The sequence below is a fragment of the Paenibacillus sp. OAE614 genome (assembly GCF_040546645.1).
Taxonomy (GTDB): Bacteria; Bacillota; Bacilli; order Paenibacillales; family Paenibacillaceae; genus Paenibacillus_AQ; species Paenibacillus_AQ favisporus.
This window is the reverse complement of the sequence record NZ_JBEPOD010000001.1, coordinates 4,581,284-4,598,869: the sequence shown is the minus strand read 5'-3', so window position 1 is coordinate 4,598,869 and position 17,586 is coordinate 4,581,284. Positions and strand designations below refer to the sequence as shown.

The following is a 17,586-nucleotide window of genomic DNA, read 5'->3' as shown; positions in this document are numbered from 1 at the left end:
GTAGAAATTGAAGTAGGAGATGAAAGAATACATGAGTATCGAACAGTACCAGCAAACGTACATTCAGAACAGCTTTGCGGACCGGATCGGCGGTTCCAATTATGGTAAAGACACAGCCATCTATAAATTTGAAAAAATCAAGCGGGCCAAAGCCCAGGCCATAAAGGACTTCCCGGACGTGGAACTGATCGACCTTGGCGTAGGCGAACCGGATGAAATGGCTGACGCCGGCATTGTGGCCAAGCTTGCGGAAGAAGCGGCCAAGCCGGAGAACCGCGGCTATGCAGATAACGGAATTCCTGAATTCAAGGAAGCGGCGGCCAAATACTTGAAGGAAGTCTTCAACGTGGACGGCATCGACCCGCAGACGGAAGTGCTCCACTCCATCGGCTCCAAGCCGGCCCTGGCGATGCTTCCATCGGTGTTCATCAACCCTGGCGACGTGACCATCATCACCGTGCCTGGTTATCCCGTTCTGGGAACACACACGAAATACCTCGGCGGGGAAGTATACACCGTTGAGCTGAAGAAGGAAAACAACTTCCTGCCGGACCTGAAGAGCATTCCGGAAGACATCGCTCAGCGCGCCAAGCTGATCTACCTGAACTATCCGAACAACCCGACGGGCGCAAGCGCCACAGTCGAGTTCTTCACCGAAGTGGTGGAATGGGCGAAGAAGTACGACATCGTCGTCGTTCATGACGCTCCTTACGCAGCCCTGACTTATGACGGACTGAAGCCGCTGAGCTTCCTGTCGATTCCAGGTGCGAAGGACGTAGGTGTCGAGCTGCACTCGCTGTCCAAATCCTACAACATGACCGGCTGGCGGATCGGCTTTATCGCCGGTAACCCGCTCGTCGTGAAAGCCTTCGGCGACGTGAAGGACAACAACGACTCCGGCCAGTTTATTGCCATCCAGAAAGCGGCCGCTTACGGTCTCGCCCATCCGGAAATTACGGAGAAAATTGCGGAGAAATATTCCCGCCGCCACGATATGCTGGTAGCCGCGCTGAACGAGCTTGGCTTCCAGGCCGAGAAACCGAAAGGCTCCTTCTTCCTCTATGTGGAAGCGCCTAAGGGCATTAAAGGCGGGGTCCGCTTCAATTCCGGCGAGGACTTCTCCCAGTTCTTGATCCGCGAGAAGCTGATCTCCACCGTGCCTTGGGATGATGCCGGCAGCTTTGTCCGTTTCTCCGTCACTTTCGAAGCGAAGGGCCAAGAAGACGAGAAGCGCGTCATTGCCGAAATTAAACGCCGCCTGAGCGACGTGGAATTCGAATTTTAATTCAATGTGCAGCAAGATCCGTCCCTGACATGCAGGGCGGATCTTTTTTTTGGCCGCAGCGTTATATCACCTGATGTAGCCCGATAAAGATGAGAATAAGGCCGGCAAGGACGCTGGCGCTTTTGCCCAGGCGTTCCCCGGCGATTTTTCGGCCGATGAGAGAGCAGAGACCCACGCTGGCAAAGCTGAAGATACCGGACAAAATCGACGTTTCCCAGATGCCGATATGGGTGATCCCGGCGTCGAAGCCGCCCGCCAGATTGTTGACCGACAGCGCGATGCCGAGGACGACCGATTCTTTGAAATCGACCGATTTGGACGCGTTGAAGTCGGCGGTTTCGGGATTTTGCAGGATTCGGGTCAACCAGTTCCGCCGGTCCGAATGCCGGGCCAATTGCTCCTGCAGCAGCGGCTGAATGATGACCCAGGTGCCGATCGAGACGAGGATGACCATGCCGACAATATTGCACACGGATGGCGGCAGCCAGGCGGACAGCGCTTTTCCCGATATCCCGCCGATCCAGGTCAGCAAAAATCCGATAAACGCGATGACGGTACCCGCCAATGCCGGTATTTTTATATTTCTTACACCATAAGCCACGCCGACGCCCGCATTATCGAGATTGGCGGCAAGCGCGATGGAAATCACCGGAATCCAAACAGCCAGATCCATGATGTCAGCTCCTTTAATTGAAGTAATACATCATATGGGGCCGTTGAGAAAAAGTGACGGGGATGGGCCAATTTGTTGAGATATCGTCAACAGGGTTTGGCAGCGAGCAATGGTTGTTGACTTAACGAAACGCATCCATTTTCAAGGCAGAAAGGGAGTGCAGCTTATGGTCACGGGGCCGGAAGATTCGATGTCCCACGAGAAATTGGCAGATATCATCAAGGCGGCACTTAAAAAGCAATCGCTCTCCATGCGCGGCCTCAGCGCGTTGACGGGCATGGATACCGCAACAATATCAAGAATTGTCAACGGAAAACAGAAGGCGAGGCTGGAGCATTTGCAGCATTTCGCGGTCCACCTGGGCATACCGATGGAGGCGTTGTTATCGGCAGCGGGGTATCCGCTTGACGGCAATACACAGCTAAAGGATGCAGATCAGCCAGGGGCTGCCGATGCAGGCTCCAATGAGCAGGAACTGCTGCGCGTGTTTGACGGGCTGGGCCTTGATGTCCGGGACATGACAGAGCGGGTCCGGCAGGAGCTGGTGAAGTACGAGGAATACGCGGAAACCCGGGAAGGGAGCGAGCTGATTACCGATCGGTTTCCGGAGAAGCTTGAGCAGCTGCAGAGCGCCGGGTTCTATATTCAGCAGCTAAAAGATTTGTACGCCCGCTATCATGAACCGGATGTTCCCGCCAATATGAAGACAGTGATCGGCAGCGCGCTGCTCTATTTTGTATTGTCCGCAGACATTATCCCGGATTACAGTTTTCCGCTCGGGTATATCGATGATGCGCTGGCAGTGCGGCTGGTGCTGGAGCGGCTGAAGGAACTGGAAACAAGCCCATGATTTTTGCGGCCAAACATGGTAAAGTGGACATAGCAATAAGGGCGCTTGCTTTTGAGAGCAAGGCCTGAAGTGGGAGTTGAGCAGCTCTGTTTAAACATTGGAAATGGGATTCGTATGTCGAACATTTGGGCGAATTGCGCAAGCGCCTGTTCTGGATTTTGGGCGCGTTTTTGGTGTCAATGATCGCGGCGCTGTTCGTGGTGGGCGACGTGCTTCACTTCTTGAGGGGCAGGCCGCCGGCCTCGCTGGTCGAATGGAACGCGTTCAGCCCGTGGGAGGGCGTTCGCATGTATATGTACATTGCTGCAGCCCTGTCGCTGGTTGTAGCGGTACCTTTTACAATGCTGCAAATTTGGGCTTTTGCCAAAAAGGGACTGCGCAAGAGCGAGCAGAAAGCGGCGCTAAAGTATGTGCCGGCTGCGTTCGTACTGCTGCTTGTCGGGTTTGCTTTTGCCTATTTTGTCGTGTTCCCGATGGCGTTTCGCTTTACGACGAGTATGACCAAAAACCTGGGATTGGTGGAGACGTACGGCATTGCGCAGTACTTTACGTTTCTGACCAACATCGTGGTTCCGGTGTCACTTGCCTTTGAGCTGCCGGTGCTGGTGATGCTGCTGACAAGGCTGCGTGTCATCAACCCGGGACTGCTGGGAAAAATGCGTAAAGTCTCATACATGGTGCTGGTCTTCATCGCGTGCATGATTTCTCCGCCGGAGTTTTTTTCGCATATTTCGGTGTCGGTACCGTTTATTCTGCTGTACGAAATCAGCGTTTTGATGTCCAAGCTGGTATACCGCAAGCAAATGCAGACGGATGCGGGGACCAAGGACCGGATGAATTATGGATCTGCCTAATGCAGGTTCGACCTTGGGTGATGAAGTGCACTGAAATCAAGTGGAGAAGCTGGTTTATAAATTGGTTTAAGGGAGGACGATTTACGTTATGCTAAGCGATATCGGTTTGCCGGGTTTCATTTTGCTGGCCGTGCTTGCGCTGCTGTTATTCGGACCAAACAAGCTGCCCGGTCTGGGCCGCTCGGCCGGACGCATGCTGCGGGAATTTAAAAACGAAATGAGCGACATTATGGGCGACTCGCCGCGCCAGAAGCGCAGCTCCGCCCAGGAGCCCGTAACGGAACAGGAGCAGCAGCCTCAGGCGGTTCGGACGGAATCCGCCGCATCCCCGCGTTTGCCGGAATAAAATTCCACGGATCGGGAAGGCTAAGCTCGGTTGACAACAGACGTCCAGTCTGTCATAATCTTCTGTAGTTGAATAGCACCTTTAAATCAGTCCCGTGAGACTGGCAAGGTAACGTGAACCGAGGTTCACTTCGCGGCAGCATACTGTCTGCTTTAAGCCGCCCAGCGAATCTCTATGTCTATCAGCGCATGCTGATGGCCTCTAACTCCTTGCCTACGGGCAGGGAGTTTTTTTGTTATCTGGGTCCCCTCAAAGCATCTAAACAGGCATAACAGCAAAGCCTCGCTTTGTGGGGAACCTTCACGGGTCAGCTATTTAAATCCCTTTTAGACGGAAGAAGGAGTGTGGAGCATGAGCAACGAGGTGCATGTCATTATGGATGAAACGGCAATCCGCCGTGCACTGACAAGGATTGCACACGAAATACTGGAGAGGAACAAGGGGATTGAAAATTGTGTGTTCATCGGCATCAAAACCCGGGGAGAATTTCTGGCCCAGCGCATCGCCGGCAAAATTCTCGAAATCGAAGGTACACCGGTTCCATGGGGCGCCGTTGACGTCACCCGGTACCGGGACGACCAGAAAGACAGCGCAGCATCCCTGACTGAAGCAAACATCGGCCTGGAAAAGCTCGATATTCATGATAAAAAAGTGATTTTGTTCGACGACGTGCTGTACACGGGACGGACGATCCGCGCCGCAATGGACGCCCTGATGGACTGCGGTCGGCCGCAGATGATCCAGCTGGCGGTGCTGGCGGACCGGGGACACCGGGAGCTGCCGATCCGGCCGGATTATATCGGCAAGAACGTACCGACGGCAAGGTCCGAGCAAATTGAAGTGGCCCTCACGGAAACGGACGGCAAGGACGAAGTGACGATTATGCAAAACCGGGAGGAGAAATAACATGCTAACGATGACGCAGCTGAAGGACCGGAGCCTGCTCGGACTGAAGGATCTGGGCCGCGACGAAATCGAATCGATCATGAACCGGGCCGCATACTGGGAAGCACAGCATGAAAAGCTGGTGCCGGTGCTGGCCTCCAAATTCGTGGCCAACATGTTTTTTGAGAACAGCACGCGGACGCGCTTTTCCTTCGAAATGGCAGAGAAACGCCTGGGCGCCCAGGTGCTGAACTTTACGGCGGCTGCTTCGAGCGTAGAGAAAGGCGAATCGATCTACGACACGGTAAGAACGCTCGAATCGATGGGGATTGACGCAGGCGTCATCCGGCTGAAGCCGGCTGGGGTACTGGAGGAGCTGTCCAGCAAAATCTCGGTTCCGCTCATCAATGCAGGGGACGGAAACAATGAGCATCCGACGCAGGCGCTGCTCGACCTGTACACGATGAAGAAACGGTTCGGCAGCCTTCAAGGCCTGACGGTGTCGATCATCGGCGACATTAAGCACAGCCGGGTGGCCAGATCGGACCTGTGGGCGCTGCGCAAGTTCGGGGCCGAAGTCAAATTCTGCGCGCCGAATAATATGACGGCACCGGAGCTGGAGCCGTTTGCCAGATACGTAACGATGGAAGAGGCGCTCCGCTCGGATGTGGTCATGATGCTGCGGGTTCAGCTTGAGCGTCATGCGACCGGCATGCTGAAATCGGCGGAGGAATACAGAGCGCAGTACGGATTGACGGAGGAGCGGGCTTCCAAATTGTCCAAGCATACACTAATTATGCATCCTGCTCCGGTGAACCGGAACGTGGAGATCGACGATGCGGTTGTCGAGTGTGAACAGTCGGCGATCTTCCCGCAAATGAGCAACGGCGTTCCGATCCGTATGGCTGTCATGGAACGGGCGATGAAATAATCAGGGATATATAGGCATACACAAATTTTATTAATAAATATACACAAAAATGAATTATTATTATACAATAGATTGGAAGCCACAGTGCCAATCAACGACCGGAGGTACTCATGATACAGATCATAACGAACGCCAGCGTACTGAACGAACAAGGGGAACAGGTAAGCAAGCATATCGTCATCGAGGACGGCATCATCAAAACATTGGTGGAACCCGATGCCGGCTGGAGTGCTCCCGAAGGGGCGGAAGTGACGGACGCTGCCGGCAAGCTGGTTACGCCCGGCTTGATCGATATGCATGTCCATCTGCGCGAACCTGGATTTGAACATAAGGAAACGATCGAGACCGGGAGCCGCTCGGCTGCCAAAGGCGGCTTCACGACCATCGCCTGCATGCCGAACACGAAACCGGTGACCGACAACCCGGAAACGGTCCAGCTGGTGCTGGAGAAGGCCCGCGAGGCGGGAATCGTGAAGGTGCTCCCTTATGCAGCGATTACGGTACGGGAGCTCGGACGGGAGCTGACGGATTTTGAAGCGCTCAAAGCATCGGGGGCGGTTGGCTTCACCGACGACGGCGTTGGCGTACAGAACGCCAAGATGATGAAAGACGCCATGCGCCGGGCGAAAGAGCTGAACATGCCGGTGATTGCGCACTGTGAAGAGAACTCCCTGGTCGAAGGGGGAAGCGTGACGGAAGGCAAGTTTGCCGAGCAGCACGGACTGATCGGTATTCCAAACGAGTCGGAAGCGATTCATGTGGGGCGGGACATCCTGCTGGCGGAAGCGACGGGCGTGCACTATCATGTGTGCCACGTCAGCACGGAACAGTCGGTCCGGCTGATCCGCCAGGCCAAGGAAGTCGGCATTCACGTCACCGCCGAGGTGTGTCCGCACCATCTGCTGCTGTCGGATGAAGACATTCCGGGGCTGGACGCCAACTGGAAAATGAATCCTCCGCTGCGCTCGCCGCGGGACGTGGAAGCCTGCATCGAAGGGCTGCTGGACGGAACACTCGACATCATCGTGACGGACCATGCGCCGCATGCGGCGGAAGAGAAAGCAAAAGGTATGGAAATGGCGCCGTTTGGCATCGTTGGCTTCGAGACGGCCTTCCCGCTCTTGTACACCAAATTTGTGGCGACTGGCAAATGGGAACTGGCCCTGCTGGTTCAGCGGATGACTTCCGATCCGGCGCGGGTGTTCGGTTTGAACACCGGACGGCTTGAGGAAGGCGCTCCTGCTGACCTGACGATGATTGACCTGGAAACCGAAAAAGCGGTGAATCCGGAAGAGTTTGCCTCAAAGGGACGGAACACGCCGTTTACCGGGTGGAAGCTGAAGGGCTGGCCGGTTAAAACCTGGATGGACGGCAAAGTCGTGTTTGAAGCCTAAGACCGGATATAACCGGGCCGGATCGGTTGATACAAAAGAAACAGATATAGATACTACTAGATACTAACTTAACGTAATTTGACAGAGGAGTGAGTGGGATGCAGGCAAGATTGCTGCTGGAGGACGGAACACTGTTTACGGGCAGTGCTTTCGGAGCAGAAGGTGAAACGACGGGCGAAGTCGTGTTTAATACAGGGATTACGGGATATCAAGAGGTGCTGTCGGACCCGTCGTACTGCGGGCAAATCGTCACGATGACGTTCCCGCTGATCGGCAACTACGGCATTACGCGCGACGATTTTGAGTCGGTTGCGCCATATGTGCACGGATTTGTCGTACGCCGCCATGAAACGGTGCCGAGCAACTGGCGCGCCGAGTACAGCGTGGATACGCTGCTGAAGGAATACGGGATCGTCGGCATCAGCGACATCGATACGCGCATGCTGACCCGACTTATCCGCAGCCACGGCACGATGAAGGGGATTCTGACGACATCCGCTCAGTCCGTCGAGGAGCTGAGAGAGCGTCTTGCTGCGAGCACCCTGATGACCGATCAGGTGTCGCGCGTGTCCACGAAGCATACTTACAGCAGCCCGGGCGCTAGAGAGCGGATCGTACTTATCGACTACGGCGCCAAGAGCGGTATTTTGCGCGAACTGACTTCCCGCGGCTGCGACGTGGTGGTTGTTCCGCATGATACGACGGCCGAGGAAATCCGCCGCCTGAATCCGGATGGCATTCAGCTGTCCAACGGCCCTGGGGATCCTAAAGATGTACCGCACGCGATCCAGACGATCAAGGAACTGCTCGGCGAATATCCGATCTTCGGCATCTGCCTGGGTCACCAGCTGTTCGCCCTGGCTTGCGGCGCCGACACCGAGAAGCTGAAATTCGGCCATCGCGGCGGTAACCATCCGGTGAAGGATTTGGCCACGAACCGCTGCTATATCACATCGCAGAACCATGGCTACACGGTTAAGGATGACTCCATTGCCGGCACAGAGCTCGAGGTTACGCATATCAACAACAACGACAAGACGGTGGAAGGGCTCAAACATAAGAAATACCCGGCCTTTACCGTGCAATACCACCCGGAAGCGGCCCCTGGCCCTTACGACAACAGCTATCTGTTTGACGAGTTCTTGAAAATGATTGCCGATCATAAACAGCAAAAACCTGCAAAACCGCGCCAGGCTGAACTGGCTGCAGCCGTGAAAGGAGCACGATAATATGCCTATCAATAAACAGCTTAAGAAAATCCTCGTTATCGGTTCTGGACCGATCGTCATCGGCCAGGCGGCTGAGTTCGACTATGCGGGCACGCAGGCATGCGAAGCACTGAAAGAGGAAGGCGTCGAGGTTGTCCTGATCAACAGCAACCCGGCGACCATCATGACCGACACGAACACGGCGGATAAAGTATACATCGAGCCGATCACCCTGGACTTTGTAACCCAGGTCATCCGCCAGGAGCGCCCGGACGGACTGCTGCCGACGCTCGGCGGCCAGACCGGCCTTAACATGGCGGTGGAACTGGCGAGAGCAGGCGTGCTGGAGCAGGAAAACGTTAAACTGCTGGGCACCCAGCTTCATTCGATCGAAAAAGCCGAAGACCGCGACCTGTTCCGCGAACTGATGCGCGAGCTGGAACAGCCGGTACCGGAAAGCACGATCGTCACAACCCTGGAAGAAGCGCTCGACTTCGCCGAAGAGATCGGCTACCCGCTGATCGTCCGTCCGGCGTACACGCTCGGCGGAACCGGCGGCGGCATCTGCGCGAATGAAGAAGAACTGCGTGAGACGGTAAGTTCTGGTATCCGTTACAGCCCGATCGGCCAGTGCCTGATCGAGAAGAGCATCGCGGGTATGAAGGAAGTCGAATACGAAGTCATGCGCGATGCCAATGACAACTGCATCGTCGTATGTAACATGGAGAACTTTGATCCGGTCGGCGTTCACACCGGGGACAGTATCGTCGTAGCCCCGTCCCAGACGCTCTCAGACCGTGAATACCAAATGCTGAGATCGGCGTCGCTGAAAATTATCCGCGCGCTGAACATCGAAGGCGGATGCAACGTGCAGTTCGCGCTGGATCCGCACAGCTACCAATACTATGTCATCGAGGTTAACCCTCGCGTCAGCCGCTCTTCGGCGCTCGCTTCCAAAGCGACCGGGTACCCGATCGCCAAGATGGCGGCAAAGATCGCCCTCGGCTACACCCTGGACGAAATCGTCAACCCGGTGACCGGGCAGACTTACGCTTGCTTCGAGCCGACGCTGGACTACATCGTCAGCAAAATTCCGCGCTGGCCGTTCGATAAATTCGTGCAGGCGAACCGCAAGCTGGGCACGCAAATGAAAGCGACCGGCGAAGTTATGGCTATCGGCCGCACGTTCGAGGAATCGATCCATAAAGCGATCCGCTCCCTGGAAATCGGAGTGCACCGCTTCTATCTGAAAGGTACGGAAGAGCTGAGCGAGGAAGTGCTCCGCGAGCGCCTCATCAAAGCCGATGACGAGCGGATCTTCCTGATCGCGGAAGCGTTCCGCCGCGGCTACGGCTTGCAGGAAGTTCAGGACCTGACCAAGATCGACTGGTGGTTCCTCGATAAAATCCAGGGGCTGATCGCGTTCGAAGAGCAGCTTCAGGAAGACACGCTTTCTTATGACACGCTGTACCTGGCGAAACGCCGCGGTTTCACCGACCGGGCGATTGCCGAGATCCGCAGCCAGAGCCAGGCCGGAAGCCTGACGACGGAGACGGAAGTTCGCGAGTTCCGCCTCTCGAACAGTCTGCGTCCGGTCTACAAAATGGTTGACACCTGCGCGGCCGAATTCGAAGCGACAACGCCATACTACTACTCGACCTACGAGACGGAGAACGAAGTAACGCCGTCCAACAAGGAGAAAGTGGTCGTGCTGGGATCCGGACCGATCCGGATCGGCCAAGGCATCGAGTTCGACTACTCGACCGTACACGCCGTGTGGGCGATTCAGAAGGCCGGATACGAAGCGGTTATCATCAACAATAACCCGGAAACGGTATCCACGGACTTCAACACGTCGGACCGCCTGTACTTCGAGCCGCTGTTCTTCGAGGACGTCATGAACGTTATCGAGCAGGAGAAGCCGATCGGCGTCATCGTGCAGTTCGGCGGCCAAACGGCCATCAACCTGGCCGGACCGCTGAGCAGAGCGGGCGTGAACATTCTCGGCACCAGCCTCGAAAGCATCGACGAGGCGGAGGATCGCAAGAAGTTCGAGGCGCTGCTCTCGAGACTGCAAATCGCCCAGCCGAAGGGCAGCACAGTTACATCGGTCGACGAAGCCGTAGACACGGCCCAATCGCTAGGCTATCCGGTGCTGGTCCGTCCATCCTACGTCCTTGGCGGGCGCGCGATGGAAATCGTCTACTCCGATGACGAGCTGCTGAGCTATATGGAGCAGGCTGTAAAAATCAATCCGGAGCATCCGGTCCTGATCGACCGCTACATGCTGGGTAAAGAGGTGGAAGTCGACGCGATCTGCGACGGCGAAACCGTGGTCATCCCGGGCATCATGGAGCATATCGAGCGCGCAGGCGTGCACTCCGGCGACTCTATCGCGGTATATCCGCCGCAGCACCTGGAGGAGCATCTGAAGGAGAAGATCGTGTCCATCACGACGCGGATTGCGAAGGAACTGAAAACGATCGGCCTGGTCAACATCCAGTTTGTCATTTACAACGACGAAGTGTATGTCATCGAGGTAAACCCGCGCTCTTCCCGGACGGTACCGTTCCTGAGCAAAGTGACGACGATTCCGATGGCGAACCTGGCCACGCAGGCCATTCTCGGCCGCAAGCTGAAGGACGCAGGCTACAAGGAAGGCCTCTGGCCGGAAAGCGACTACGTTTCCGTCAAAGTGCCGGTGTTCTCCTTCGCGAAGCTGCGCAGAGTCGAGCCGACACTCGGACCGGAAATGAAGTCGACCGGCGAAGTTATGGGACGCGACCTGCAGTACGCCAAAGCGCTGTACAAAGGCTTGATCGGCGCAGGCATGAAAATTCCGGCATCGGGTGCAATCATCGTTACCGTGGCCGACAAGGATAAGGAAGAAGCTGTGGAGCTCATGAAGGGCTACAAGCGCCTTGGTTACAAGATCTATGCAACCGAAGGTACGGCTCAAGCTTTGAACGAAGCCGGACTCAACGTAACGACCGTGCAGAAGCTCAGCGACGGCACACCGAACATCCTGGATCTGATCCGGGGTGGTGAAGCGCAGTTCGTATTCAACACCCTGACCAAAGGGAAAACGCCGCAGCGCGACGGATTCCGTATCCGCCGGGAAGCGGTAGAGAACGGCGTAGTCTGCATGACCTCGCTGGACACGGTGAGAGCGCTGATGAATATGCTGGATACCCTCAACTTCTCTTCGCAGGCCATGCCGGCTTTTGCGAACTGAGAAGGGGGAAATACTAGAAGTATGAATGATAAGTATACAGAAATGGCGGGCCGCTTGATCGTGGCCCTGGACTACCCGGATGCCGAAGCGGCATCCGCGCTGGTCCGCGAACTTGAAGGGATTCCCTGCTACTTGAAGGTGGGCATGCAGCTGTACTATGCTGCAGGGCCTGCTTTTGTGCGGGAATTGAAGTCAAAAGGCTACAGCGTATTTCTTGATCTGAAAATGCATGACATACCCAACACAGTAAGGGGTGGCGCAGAGAGCATCACCCGTCTTGGTGTGGACATGTTTAACGTCCATGCTGCCGGAGGTACGGCGATGATGAAAGCCGCGCTCGATGGAGCCGAATCCGCGCTTGCGGCCGATCCAGGGCTGAGCAGGCCGCTCATCATTGCGGTCACCCAGCTGACCAGCACCAGCCAGGAGACGCTTAACAGCGAGATCGGCATTCAGGGCAGCGTTCAGGACGCAGTGGTGCACTACGCCAAGCTGACGCAGTCGGCCGGACTAGACGGCGTAGTCGCCTCAGCCCAGGAATCGGCGCTGATCCGCGAGGCTTGCGGCCAGCAATTTATCACCGTTACGCCGGGTATCCGGCCTGCGGGCTCCGCAACAGGCGACCAGGCGCGCGTCCTGACGCCGGGCGAAGCCATTCGCCAAGGCAGCCATTACATCGTCGTCGGGCGTCCGATTACGGCGGCGGAAAACCCGCGTGAAGCTGCCGAACACATTATCAAGGAGATGATCGAAGCTTGACTACCCTAGCAGAAATTCCAGCACGTATCGCATCCCATTTGCTTGAGATCGGAGCGGTGGCGCTCCGGCCGAAACAGCCGTTCACTTGGACTTCGGGCATCAAGTCGCCTATCTACTGCGATAACCGTCTGACGATGTCTTACCCTGAAATCCGCGAGCTTATCGCCGAATCGTTCGCTGCGATCATCCGGGCGCAGTATCCGGACGCGGAAGTCATTGCGGGAACGGCGACGGCCGGTATCCCTCATGCGGCGTGGGTTGCCCAGAAGCTGAATCTGCCGATGGCCTATATCCGCGATAAAGCGAAGGGGCACGGCAAGGAGAACCTGATCGAGGGCATCATCAAGCCGGGGCAAAAAGTTGTCGTCATCGAAGACTTGATCTCGACCGGCGGCAGCTCGCTCAAAGCGGCGGTAGCCGTGAAGGAAGCCGGTGCCGAGCCGCTCGCCGTGCTCGCCATCTTCAGCTATCAGCTCGATAAAGGGGTACAAGCCTTTGCCGAAGCGGGGATTCCGCTGCAGACGTTGTCCAACTATGCAGCGCTGATGGAAGTGGCCCTGGAACAGGGAACCATTCAGCAGGAGGACGTCGAAGCGCTCAAAGCGTGGAGAGAAGATCCGTCATCGTTCGGAAACTAAGAAGACGACGCTTGTGTGAATTTTTCTCAAATGGATTTATAAAATGATACAGCAAAGGCAGCCCTAAGGGCTGCCTTTTTAAGTTGTTTACACGGATGATCGACCTTGCTGTAAACCTTAAGCTTGAGGTTTCAAATGATTTAGTGGATGGCATTTTTCTCAAAATTGCCGCCGAGCACATCGGACACATGCTCAATGGCAATAAAGGCTTTGGGATCGATCTCCTGCACGAGCGCCTTCAGTTTGGCCAGCTCAAGCCGGGTGACGACGCAATAGATGACTTGTGTATCTTCCTTCGAGTAGCCGCCTCTGGCGTACATGAAGGTCGTGCTGCGTCCCAGCCGATCCTGAATCGTTTGGGAAATTTCCTCGTATTCGTTCGAGATGATGGTGACCGACTTGGACTCGTTCAAGCCCTCGACCACGATATCCATCACTTTGGAGGCCATATAGTATGTAAATATGGAGTACATCGCGGAATCCCAACCGAAAACGAATCCGGCAACAATGAAAATGAAGACGTTCATGATCATGATGATTTGGCCGACCGGCATGCGGAGCCTTTTAGACAGCAGAATCGCGACAATTTCGGTTCCGTCGAGCGAGCCGCCGAAACGGATGACGAGTCCGACGCCAAGGCCGAGAATAAGGCCGCCGAACAGGACTGCTAATATTTTCTCATTGGTAAAAGGACTGACATGATGCAGCAGCTGCGTCGTTACTGACATCACGGCGATGCCGTAAAGGGTAGAAAAGGCGAACGTTTTTCCGATCTGCTTGTATCCCAGAAATAAAAAGGGGAGGTTGATAATAAACAGAAAAATACCGAGCGGAAAGGTCGTTACTTTGGATAAGACGATCGAAATCCCGGTGATGCCGCCATCGATGATTTCATTGGGAACCAGAAATACCTCGAGCGCAACGGCCATAAGCACGGCCCCCACCGTAATAAATACAAATTTTTTGACCAGATCCGCAAAAGACAGCTTTTTATGTGTTTTTGCCATGGACATTCCCCGCTTTCCTGAAAATTAAAATGTTAAACAACTTAGTTATCAGTATAAACGATTTTTCCGCTCAGCACAAAGCAATCTCGCTTTTTTTCGAACGTTTTCGACATTTTACTAGCCGAGATTTCGGCTGCTATGAATGAACCATCGCGTTTGCGGCAACAATAGGCATCAAAACAGCTCATCTATGAAAGGAGGGTTAGCAGCAATGCGGTGGGTGTATTTCGGCAAGCTCTACCGGACGAAGTTCCAGGCAGGGTGCCTGGCGAAGAGGCTGGAGCAGGACAGCTGGATTTACGGCTATGAAGAGCCGCGGCTCGTTGAAATTTTCCGTTCAAGGAGAGGCAGGTACGGTGTCCGCTTTTTGCCGTGACATGGCAGGCTCCACGTTGTCCTAACACCAATTCCATAAATAAATACTTGACGCAGTGGGTACATATGCTGTATATTAATTCTTGTCGCTATTTGATATGGTTAATGACGCGGGGTGGAGCAGTCCGGTAGCTCGTCGGGCTCATAACCCGAAGGCCGCAGGTTCAAATCCTGCCCCCGCAACCAATTTAACAGCCATTATCTGTACGGTATATACTTGATCAGGGCCCTTAGCTCAGTTGGTTAGAGCGGTCGGCTCATAACCGACTGGTCGGGGGTTCGAGTCCCTCAGGGCCCACCATATAGCAATATGCAAGAAACAGCATGCCGGGGTGGCGGAATTGGCAGACGCACAGGACTTAAAATCCTGCGGTAGGTGACTACCGTACCGGTTCGAGCCCGGTCCTCGGCATACAGGTAAACCATTCGAAGGAAGCCGGTTCAGTCTTTGACTGAGCCGGTTTTTTTGTGCTCATGGCCGGTAAAAGGAATGGGAATTAAAGGATTGCCGGTATAGGCCAAACATGTTATATTAAATTTTGTCGTCACAAAAGTGATAGACAAGCCGGGATGGCGGAATTGGCAGACGCACAGGACTTAAAATCCTGCGGTAGGTGACTACCGTACCGGTTCGAGCCCGGTTCTCGGCATTGGATTGGAACAAGATGAACAGGGTAAGCTGGTCCGGATCGGGGCCGGCTTATTTTTTTAGCTGCCGTTCAATGCGGTCTGACTTTCATTGATTGTGCGTCGGTAGACGTTTTTCTATAAAAATAGGTTTATATATTTACGAGAGAGGAGAAATGCTTCATGATATTTAATAACGATTGGGACGAGCAGCTGAAGGAAGAAACCGAAAAGGACTATTTTCAGGAACTCCGTTATAAGCTGGCCAAGGAATACAAGCTTCACAAAGTGTACCCGCCGAAAGAGGACCTCTTTAAAGCGCTCAAGCTGACCCCATACGAGGATACCAAAGTGGTCATTTTGGGACAGGATCCTTATCATGGACCCGGACAGGCCCACGGTCTTAGCTTTTCGGTCAAACCCGGCGTGCGGATTCCGCCTTCCCTCGTGAACATTTACAAAGAGCTGCACAGCGATTTGGGCGTGCCGATTCCAAACCATGGAACGCTGGTGCATTGGGCCGAGCAAGGGGTGCTGCTGCTCAATACGGTGCTGACCGTCCGGGATGGCGAGGCTAATTCGCATAAAGGATTAGGATGGGAGCGATTTACCGATGCTGTCATTGAGAAGCTGAATGAGCGGGATAAGCCGGTCGTGTTCATTCTATGGGGAAGCCATGCCCAGAAAAAAGGAGCTTTTATCGATCGGAAAAAGCATCTGGTGATCCAGTCGGTTCACCCGAGTCCGCTGTCGGTGCACCGCGGTTTTTTTGGAAGCAGGCCGTTTTCAAAAGCCAACGCGTTTTTAGCAGCCCATGGGATCAAGCCGGTCGATTGGGCGATTCCTGACAGGTAACTCATTTTAATGCGAAAGGAGGCGAAAGGGCCATGAAGAACTGGATCGGCAGGCGGGTTACCATCCTGTGCAATGACAAGCTGCATTCCCGGGTCAAGGGGACGCTTCGCAAGTGGGATGAACATAACGAATGGCTCGTGCTCGGGCCGCACGACCTGAAGCTGCCGTTTGGCGAGGTTTGTACGATCCGGCTTCTTCCCGAAGGGAAAAATGCCCCTGACGCCGTGCCTCATTCGGTCGGATATATCATGAAGGACAAACGGCAGTTCGATAACGCCGTGTTGTTCGGGTCCGAGGTCATGATCTGGCGGAAGGACCGTCTGGAAGCATACAGGGCCACCCTGAGCTCGCATAATGCGGAGACGGTGACCCTGTCGGACGGCCGGACTTTTCGGAAAGCGGAGTGCACTTGCGTTGTCCGGTCATTGCGGGGCATGCTGTGAGACATTCGTCTTGCGGCATGCTTTTTTTCCTCACTCTTTCATGTCATCTACCTTTTCCGCCAAAAACAGCCCATACCCCCTGACGATAATAATCTTGGCGATCATATAGACGGGAATGGCCAAAATGACGCCGACGATCCCGGATACGTCTCCGCCGATCAGCAGCAGGACGATGGCCGTCATCGGATGAATGTCCAGCTGCTTGCCGTAAATAATCGGCGTCAGCAGATTATCCTGGATCTGCTGGGAGACGATGATCACGACGAGCGACCATACGGCGACGGTAGGCGAATCGATAAAACCGATGATGACGACCGGAATGGCAGCGATGATCGCACCTACGTAAGGAATCAGGTTCAGGACGATTGAGATCAGCGCGAGCAGCAGAGAGTATGGAAGCCCGATAATGAGGAAGCCGATGTACATCAGCACGCCTAGAATGAGATTCAGCACGACCCTGCCGACGATAAAGTTGCTGAGCGCCGTATCGATTTCCCGCAGCGCTTCTTTCCCTTCCTTCCGGTATTTCCGCGGAAGTATGTGCAAAATTTTAGGCGGAAGCTTGCTGCTCTCTTTCAGCATGTAATACAGCACAATCGGAACGGTGGCGATAATGACCACGACATTGGATACGACGGATATAAAATTGGAGATCGAATCTGTTACGGCCATAATCAGCCCGTTGAGGTATTCACTCACGCGGGCATAAATTTCCGACTCGCTTGGCAGCGCCTTGGCGAAAAAGCTGTTTTTCTGAAGAGCCTCAAACTGCTTCTGCAAATCTTCCACGAAATAAGGCGCGTTTTCGGCAAAAGTGATCACCTGCTCGCGCAGCGTTGGCCATACCAGCACCGAAAACAGGGCGATCAGACCAACGAACACGAGGTAGATCGACAAAATCGAAAGCGACCTTTTCCAGTGGTGCTTTTCCAAGTAATTCACGATAGGCCTCAGCAAATAATACATGAAACCGGCCAGCATCACCGGGACCAGCAGCAGCTTGAACAGCAGCACGATCGGATTGAAAATAAACTTTACTTTGGCACCCAAATAAATAATTAAAAGCGCCGCGATGATACCCAGACATGTACGAAAATATTTGCTCTGCAGCAATCAAATCCCCCCAGCCTTCATGGACCAGCCTATGTAACGGTCTGTTTCCTCTTTTACAACCCATTAACCAAATGTCATAAGGATGATTCAGGGAGCTCCTGCCATCGC

Annotated in this window: 17 protein-coding genes and 4 tRNA genes; 18 read left to right on the top strand and 3 right to left on the bottom strand. The window is 54.6% G+C overall.

The genetic code is table 11. The features are described 5' to 3' along the window. The first annotated feature begins 31 nt into the window (after positions 1–31). On the top strand, positions 32–1,285 hold the full coding sequence (locus ABIE48_RS21270) for an LL-diaminopimelate aminotransferase (protein WP_192715685.1): 1,254 nt from the start codon (positions 32–34) through the stop codon (positions 1,283–1,285). A gap of 61 nt (positions 1,286–1,346) precedes the next feature. Here the strand turns inward: ABIE48_RS21270 and ytaF are convergent, their stop codons facing one another. After that, complete coding sequence (gene ytaF / locus ABIE48_RS21265; RefSeq protein ID WP_192715684.1) at positions 1,347–1,958, bottom strand: sporulation membrane protein YtaF; 612 nt, start codon at positions 1,956–1,958, stop codon at positions 1,347–1,349. Positions 1,959–2,124: 166 nt separating this feature from the next. On the opposite strand from ytaF, the gene ABIE48_RS21260 reads away from it, so the two are divergent. From ABIE48_RS21260 to pyrE, 10 genes are all read left to right on the top strand, one after another. Continuing rightward, positions 2,125–2,808: a DUF1232 domain-containing protein gene (locus ABIE48_RS21260; RefSeq protein ID WP_354519617.1), complete on the top strand. Its 684-nt coding sequence runs from the start codon at positions 2,125–2,127 to the stop codon at positions 2,806–2,808. 125 nt (positions 2,809–2,933) lie between these two features. Further along, on the top strand, positions 2,934–3,662 hold the full coding sequence (gene tatC, locus ABIE48_RS21255; RefSeq protein ID WP_234489325.1) for a twin-arginine translocase subunit TatC: 729 nt from the start codon (positions 2,934–2,936) through the stop codon (positions 3,660–3,662). A gap of 88 nt (positions 3,663–3,750) precedes the next feature. Then, complete coding sequence (locus tag ABIE48_RS21250; RefSeq protein WP_145023646.1) at positions 3,751–4,008, top strand: twin-arginine translocase TatA/TatE family subunit; 258 nt, start codon at positions 3,751–3,753, stop codon at positions 4,006–4,008. A 351-nt stretch (positions 4,009–4,359) separates the two neighbouring features. Further along, the gene (gene pyrR / locus ABIE48_RS21245) at positions 4,360–4,914 is read left to right on the top strand and encodes a bifunctional pyr operon transcriptional regulator/uracil phosphoribosyltransferase PyrR (RefSeq protein ID WP_105444544.1); all 555 of its coding nucleotides are present in this window, start codon (positions 4,360–4,362) and stop codon (positions 4,912–4,914) included. A gap of 1 nt (position 4,915) precedes the next feature. Beyond that, positions 4,916–5,824: an aspartate carbamoyltransferase catalytic subunit gene (locus tag ABIE48_RS21240; protein ID WP_145023648.1), complete on the top strand. Its 909-nt coding sequence runs from the start codon at positions 4,916–4,918 to the stop codon at positions 5,822–5,824. A gap of 110 nt (positions 5,825–5,934) precedes the next feature. Continuing rightward, complete coding sequence (locus ABIE48_RS21235) at positions 5,935–7,218, top strand: dihydroorotase (RefSeq protein ID WP_145023650.1); 1,284 nt, start codon at positions 5,935–5,937, stop codon at positions 7,216–7,218. Between the two features lie 98 nt (positions 7,219–7,316). Then, positions 7,317–8,447, top strand: coding sequence for a carbamoyl phosphate synthase small subunit (locus tag ABIE48_RS21230; RefSeq protein ID WP_076169875.1), 1,131 nt, complete (start codon positions 7,317–7,319; stop codon positions 8,445–8,447). A gap of 1 nt (position 8,448) precedes the next feature. Continuing rightward, positions 8,449–11,661 carry a carbamoyl-phosphate synthase large subunit gene (gene carB / locus ABIE48_RS21225; protein WP_192715683.1) on the top strand — a complete coding sequence of 1,071 codons (3,213 nt, stop codon included), beginning with the start codon at positions 8,449–8,451 and terminating at the stop codon, positions 11,659–11,661. Between the two features lie 21 nt (positions 11,662–11,682). Next, positions 11,683–12,420, top strand: coding sequence for an orotidine-5'-phosphate decarboxylase (pyrF, locus tag ABIE48_RS21220; protein WP_145023654.1), 738 nt, complete (start codon positions 11,683–11,685; stop codon positions 12,418–12,420). After that, positions 12,417–13,058 (top strand): orotate phosphoribosyltransferase, encoded by a 642-nt coding sequence (gene pyrE / locus ABIE48_RS21215; protein ID WP_192715682.1) that lies wholly within the window; start codon positions 12,417–12,419, stop codon positions 13,056–13,058. Before pyrF ends, pyrE begins: the two co-directional genes overlap by 4 nt. A gap of 140 nt (positions 13,059–13,198) precedes the next feature. On the opposite strand, the gene ABIE48_RS21210 is transcribed toward pyrE, so the two are convergent. Continuing rightward, positions 13,199–14,065 (bottom strand): YitT family protein, encoded by an 867-nt coding sequence (locus tag ABIE48_RS21210; RefSeq protein ID WP_105444721.1) that lies wholly within the window; start codon positions 14,063–14,065, stop codon positions 13,199–13,201. A 211-nt stretch (positions 14,066–14,276) separates the two neighbouring features. Here ABIE48_RS21210 and ABIE48_RS21205 point away from each other — a divergent pair, with 211 nt between their 5' ends. The 7 genes from ABIE48_RS21205 (at position 14,277) to ABIE48_RS21175 (ending at position 16,365) form a co-directional block, all read left to right on the top strand. Beyond that, entirely contained in the window at positions 14,277–14,441 is a 165-nt protein-coding gene (locus tag ABIE48_RS21205) for a hypothetical protein (RefSeq protein WP_163879495.1), read from the top strand. Between the two features lie 108 nt (positions 14,442–14,549). Then, positions 14,550–14,626, top strand: a tRNA-Met gene (locus ABIE48_RS21200). Between the two features lie 38 nt (positions 14,627–14,664). Then, positions 14,665–14,741: transfer RNA gene (locus tag ABIE48_RS21195), tRNA-Ile, on the top strand. A 25-nt stretch (positions 14,742–14,766) separates the two neighbouring features. Beyond that, positions 14,767–14,852 (top strand) — tRNA-Leu (locus ABIE48_RS21190). Positions 14,853–15,004: 152 nt separating this feature from the next. After that, positions 15,005–15,090 (top strand) — tRNA-Leu (locus tag ABIE48_RS21185). A gap of 163 nt (positions 15,091–15,253) precedes the next feature. Beyond that, entirely contained in the window at positions 15,254–15,922 is a 669-nt protein-coding gene (locus ABIE48_RS21180; RefSeq protein ID WP_089550315.1) for a uracil-DNA glycosylase, read from the top strand. A 32-nt stretch (positions 15,923–15,954) separates the two neighbouring features. Then, positions 15,955–16,365 (top strand): hypothetical protein, encoded by a 411-nt coding sequence (locus ABIE48_RS21175; RefSeq protein ID WP_145023658.1) that lies wholly within the window; start codon positions 15,955–15,957, stop codon positions 16,363–16,365. A gap of 30 nt (positions 16,366–16,395) precedes the next feature. On the opposite strand, the gene ABIE48_RS21170 is transcribed toward ABIE48_RS21175, so the two are convergent. After that, the gene (locus tag ABIE48_RS21170; RefSeq protein WP_192715681.1) at positions 16,396–17,478 is read right to left on the bottom strand and encodes an AI-2E family transporter; all 1,083 of its coding nucleotides are present in this window, start codon (positions 17,476–17,478) and stop codon (positions 16,396–16,398) included. Positions 17,479–17,586 lie beyond the last annotated feature (108 nt).

Bases quoted from the DNA above. Each gene is read 5' to 3' on its own strand.
- ytaF (WP_192715684.1), bottom strand. From the start codon at position 1,958: ATGGATCTGGCTGTTTGGATTCCGGTGATTTCCATCGCGCTTGCCGCC.
- ABIE48_RS21175 (WP_145023658.1), top strand. From the start codon at position 15,955: ATGAAGAACTGGATCGGCAGGCGGGTTACCATCCTGTGCAATGACAAG.
- ABIE48_RS21230 (WP_076169875.1), top strand. From the start codon at position 7,317: ATGCAGGCAAGATTGCTGCTGGAGGACGGAACACTGTTTACGGGCAGT.
- ABIE48_RS21235 (WP_145023650.1), top strand. From the start codon at position 5,935: ATGATACAGATCATAACGAACGCCAGCGTACTGAACGAACAAGGGGAA.
- ABIE48_RS21240 (WP_145023648.1), top strand. From the start codon at position 4,916: ATGCTAACGATGACGCAGCTGAAGGACCGGAGCCTGCTCGGACTGAAG.
- ABIE48_RS21250 (WP_145023646.1), top strand. From the start codon at position 3,751: ATGCTAAGCGATATCGGTTTGCCGGGTTTCATTTTGCTGGCCGTGCTT.
- ABIE48_RS21270 (WP_192715685.1), top strand. From the start codon at position 32: ATGAGTATCGAACAGTACCAGCAAACGTACATTCAGAACAGCTTTGCG.
- carB (WP_192715683.1), top strand. From the start codon at position 8,449: ATGCCTATCAATAAACAGCTTAAGAAAATCCTCGTTATCGGTTCTGGA.
- pyrF (WP_145023654.1), top strand. From the start codon at position 11,683: ATGAATGATAAGTATACAGAAATGGCGGGCCGCTTGATCGTGGCCCTG.
- pyrR (WP_105444544.1), top strand. From the start codon at position 4,360: ATGAGCAACGAGGTGCATGTCATTATGGATGAAACGGCAATCCGCCGT.
- ABIE48_RS21210 (WP_105444721.1), bottom strand. From the start codon at position 14,065: ATGGCAAAAACACATAAAAAGCTGTCTTTTGCGGATCTGGTCAAAAAA.
- ABIE48_RS21205 (WP_163879495.1), top strand. From the start codon at position 14,277: ATGCGGTGGGTGTATTTCGGCAAGCTCTACCGGACGAAGTTCCAGGCA.
- ABIE48_RS21260 (WP_354519617.1), top strand. From the start codon at position 2,125: ATGGTCACGGGGCCGGAAGATTCGATGTCCCACGAGAAATTGGCAGAT.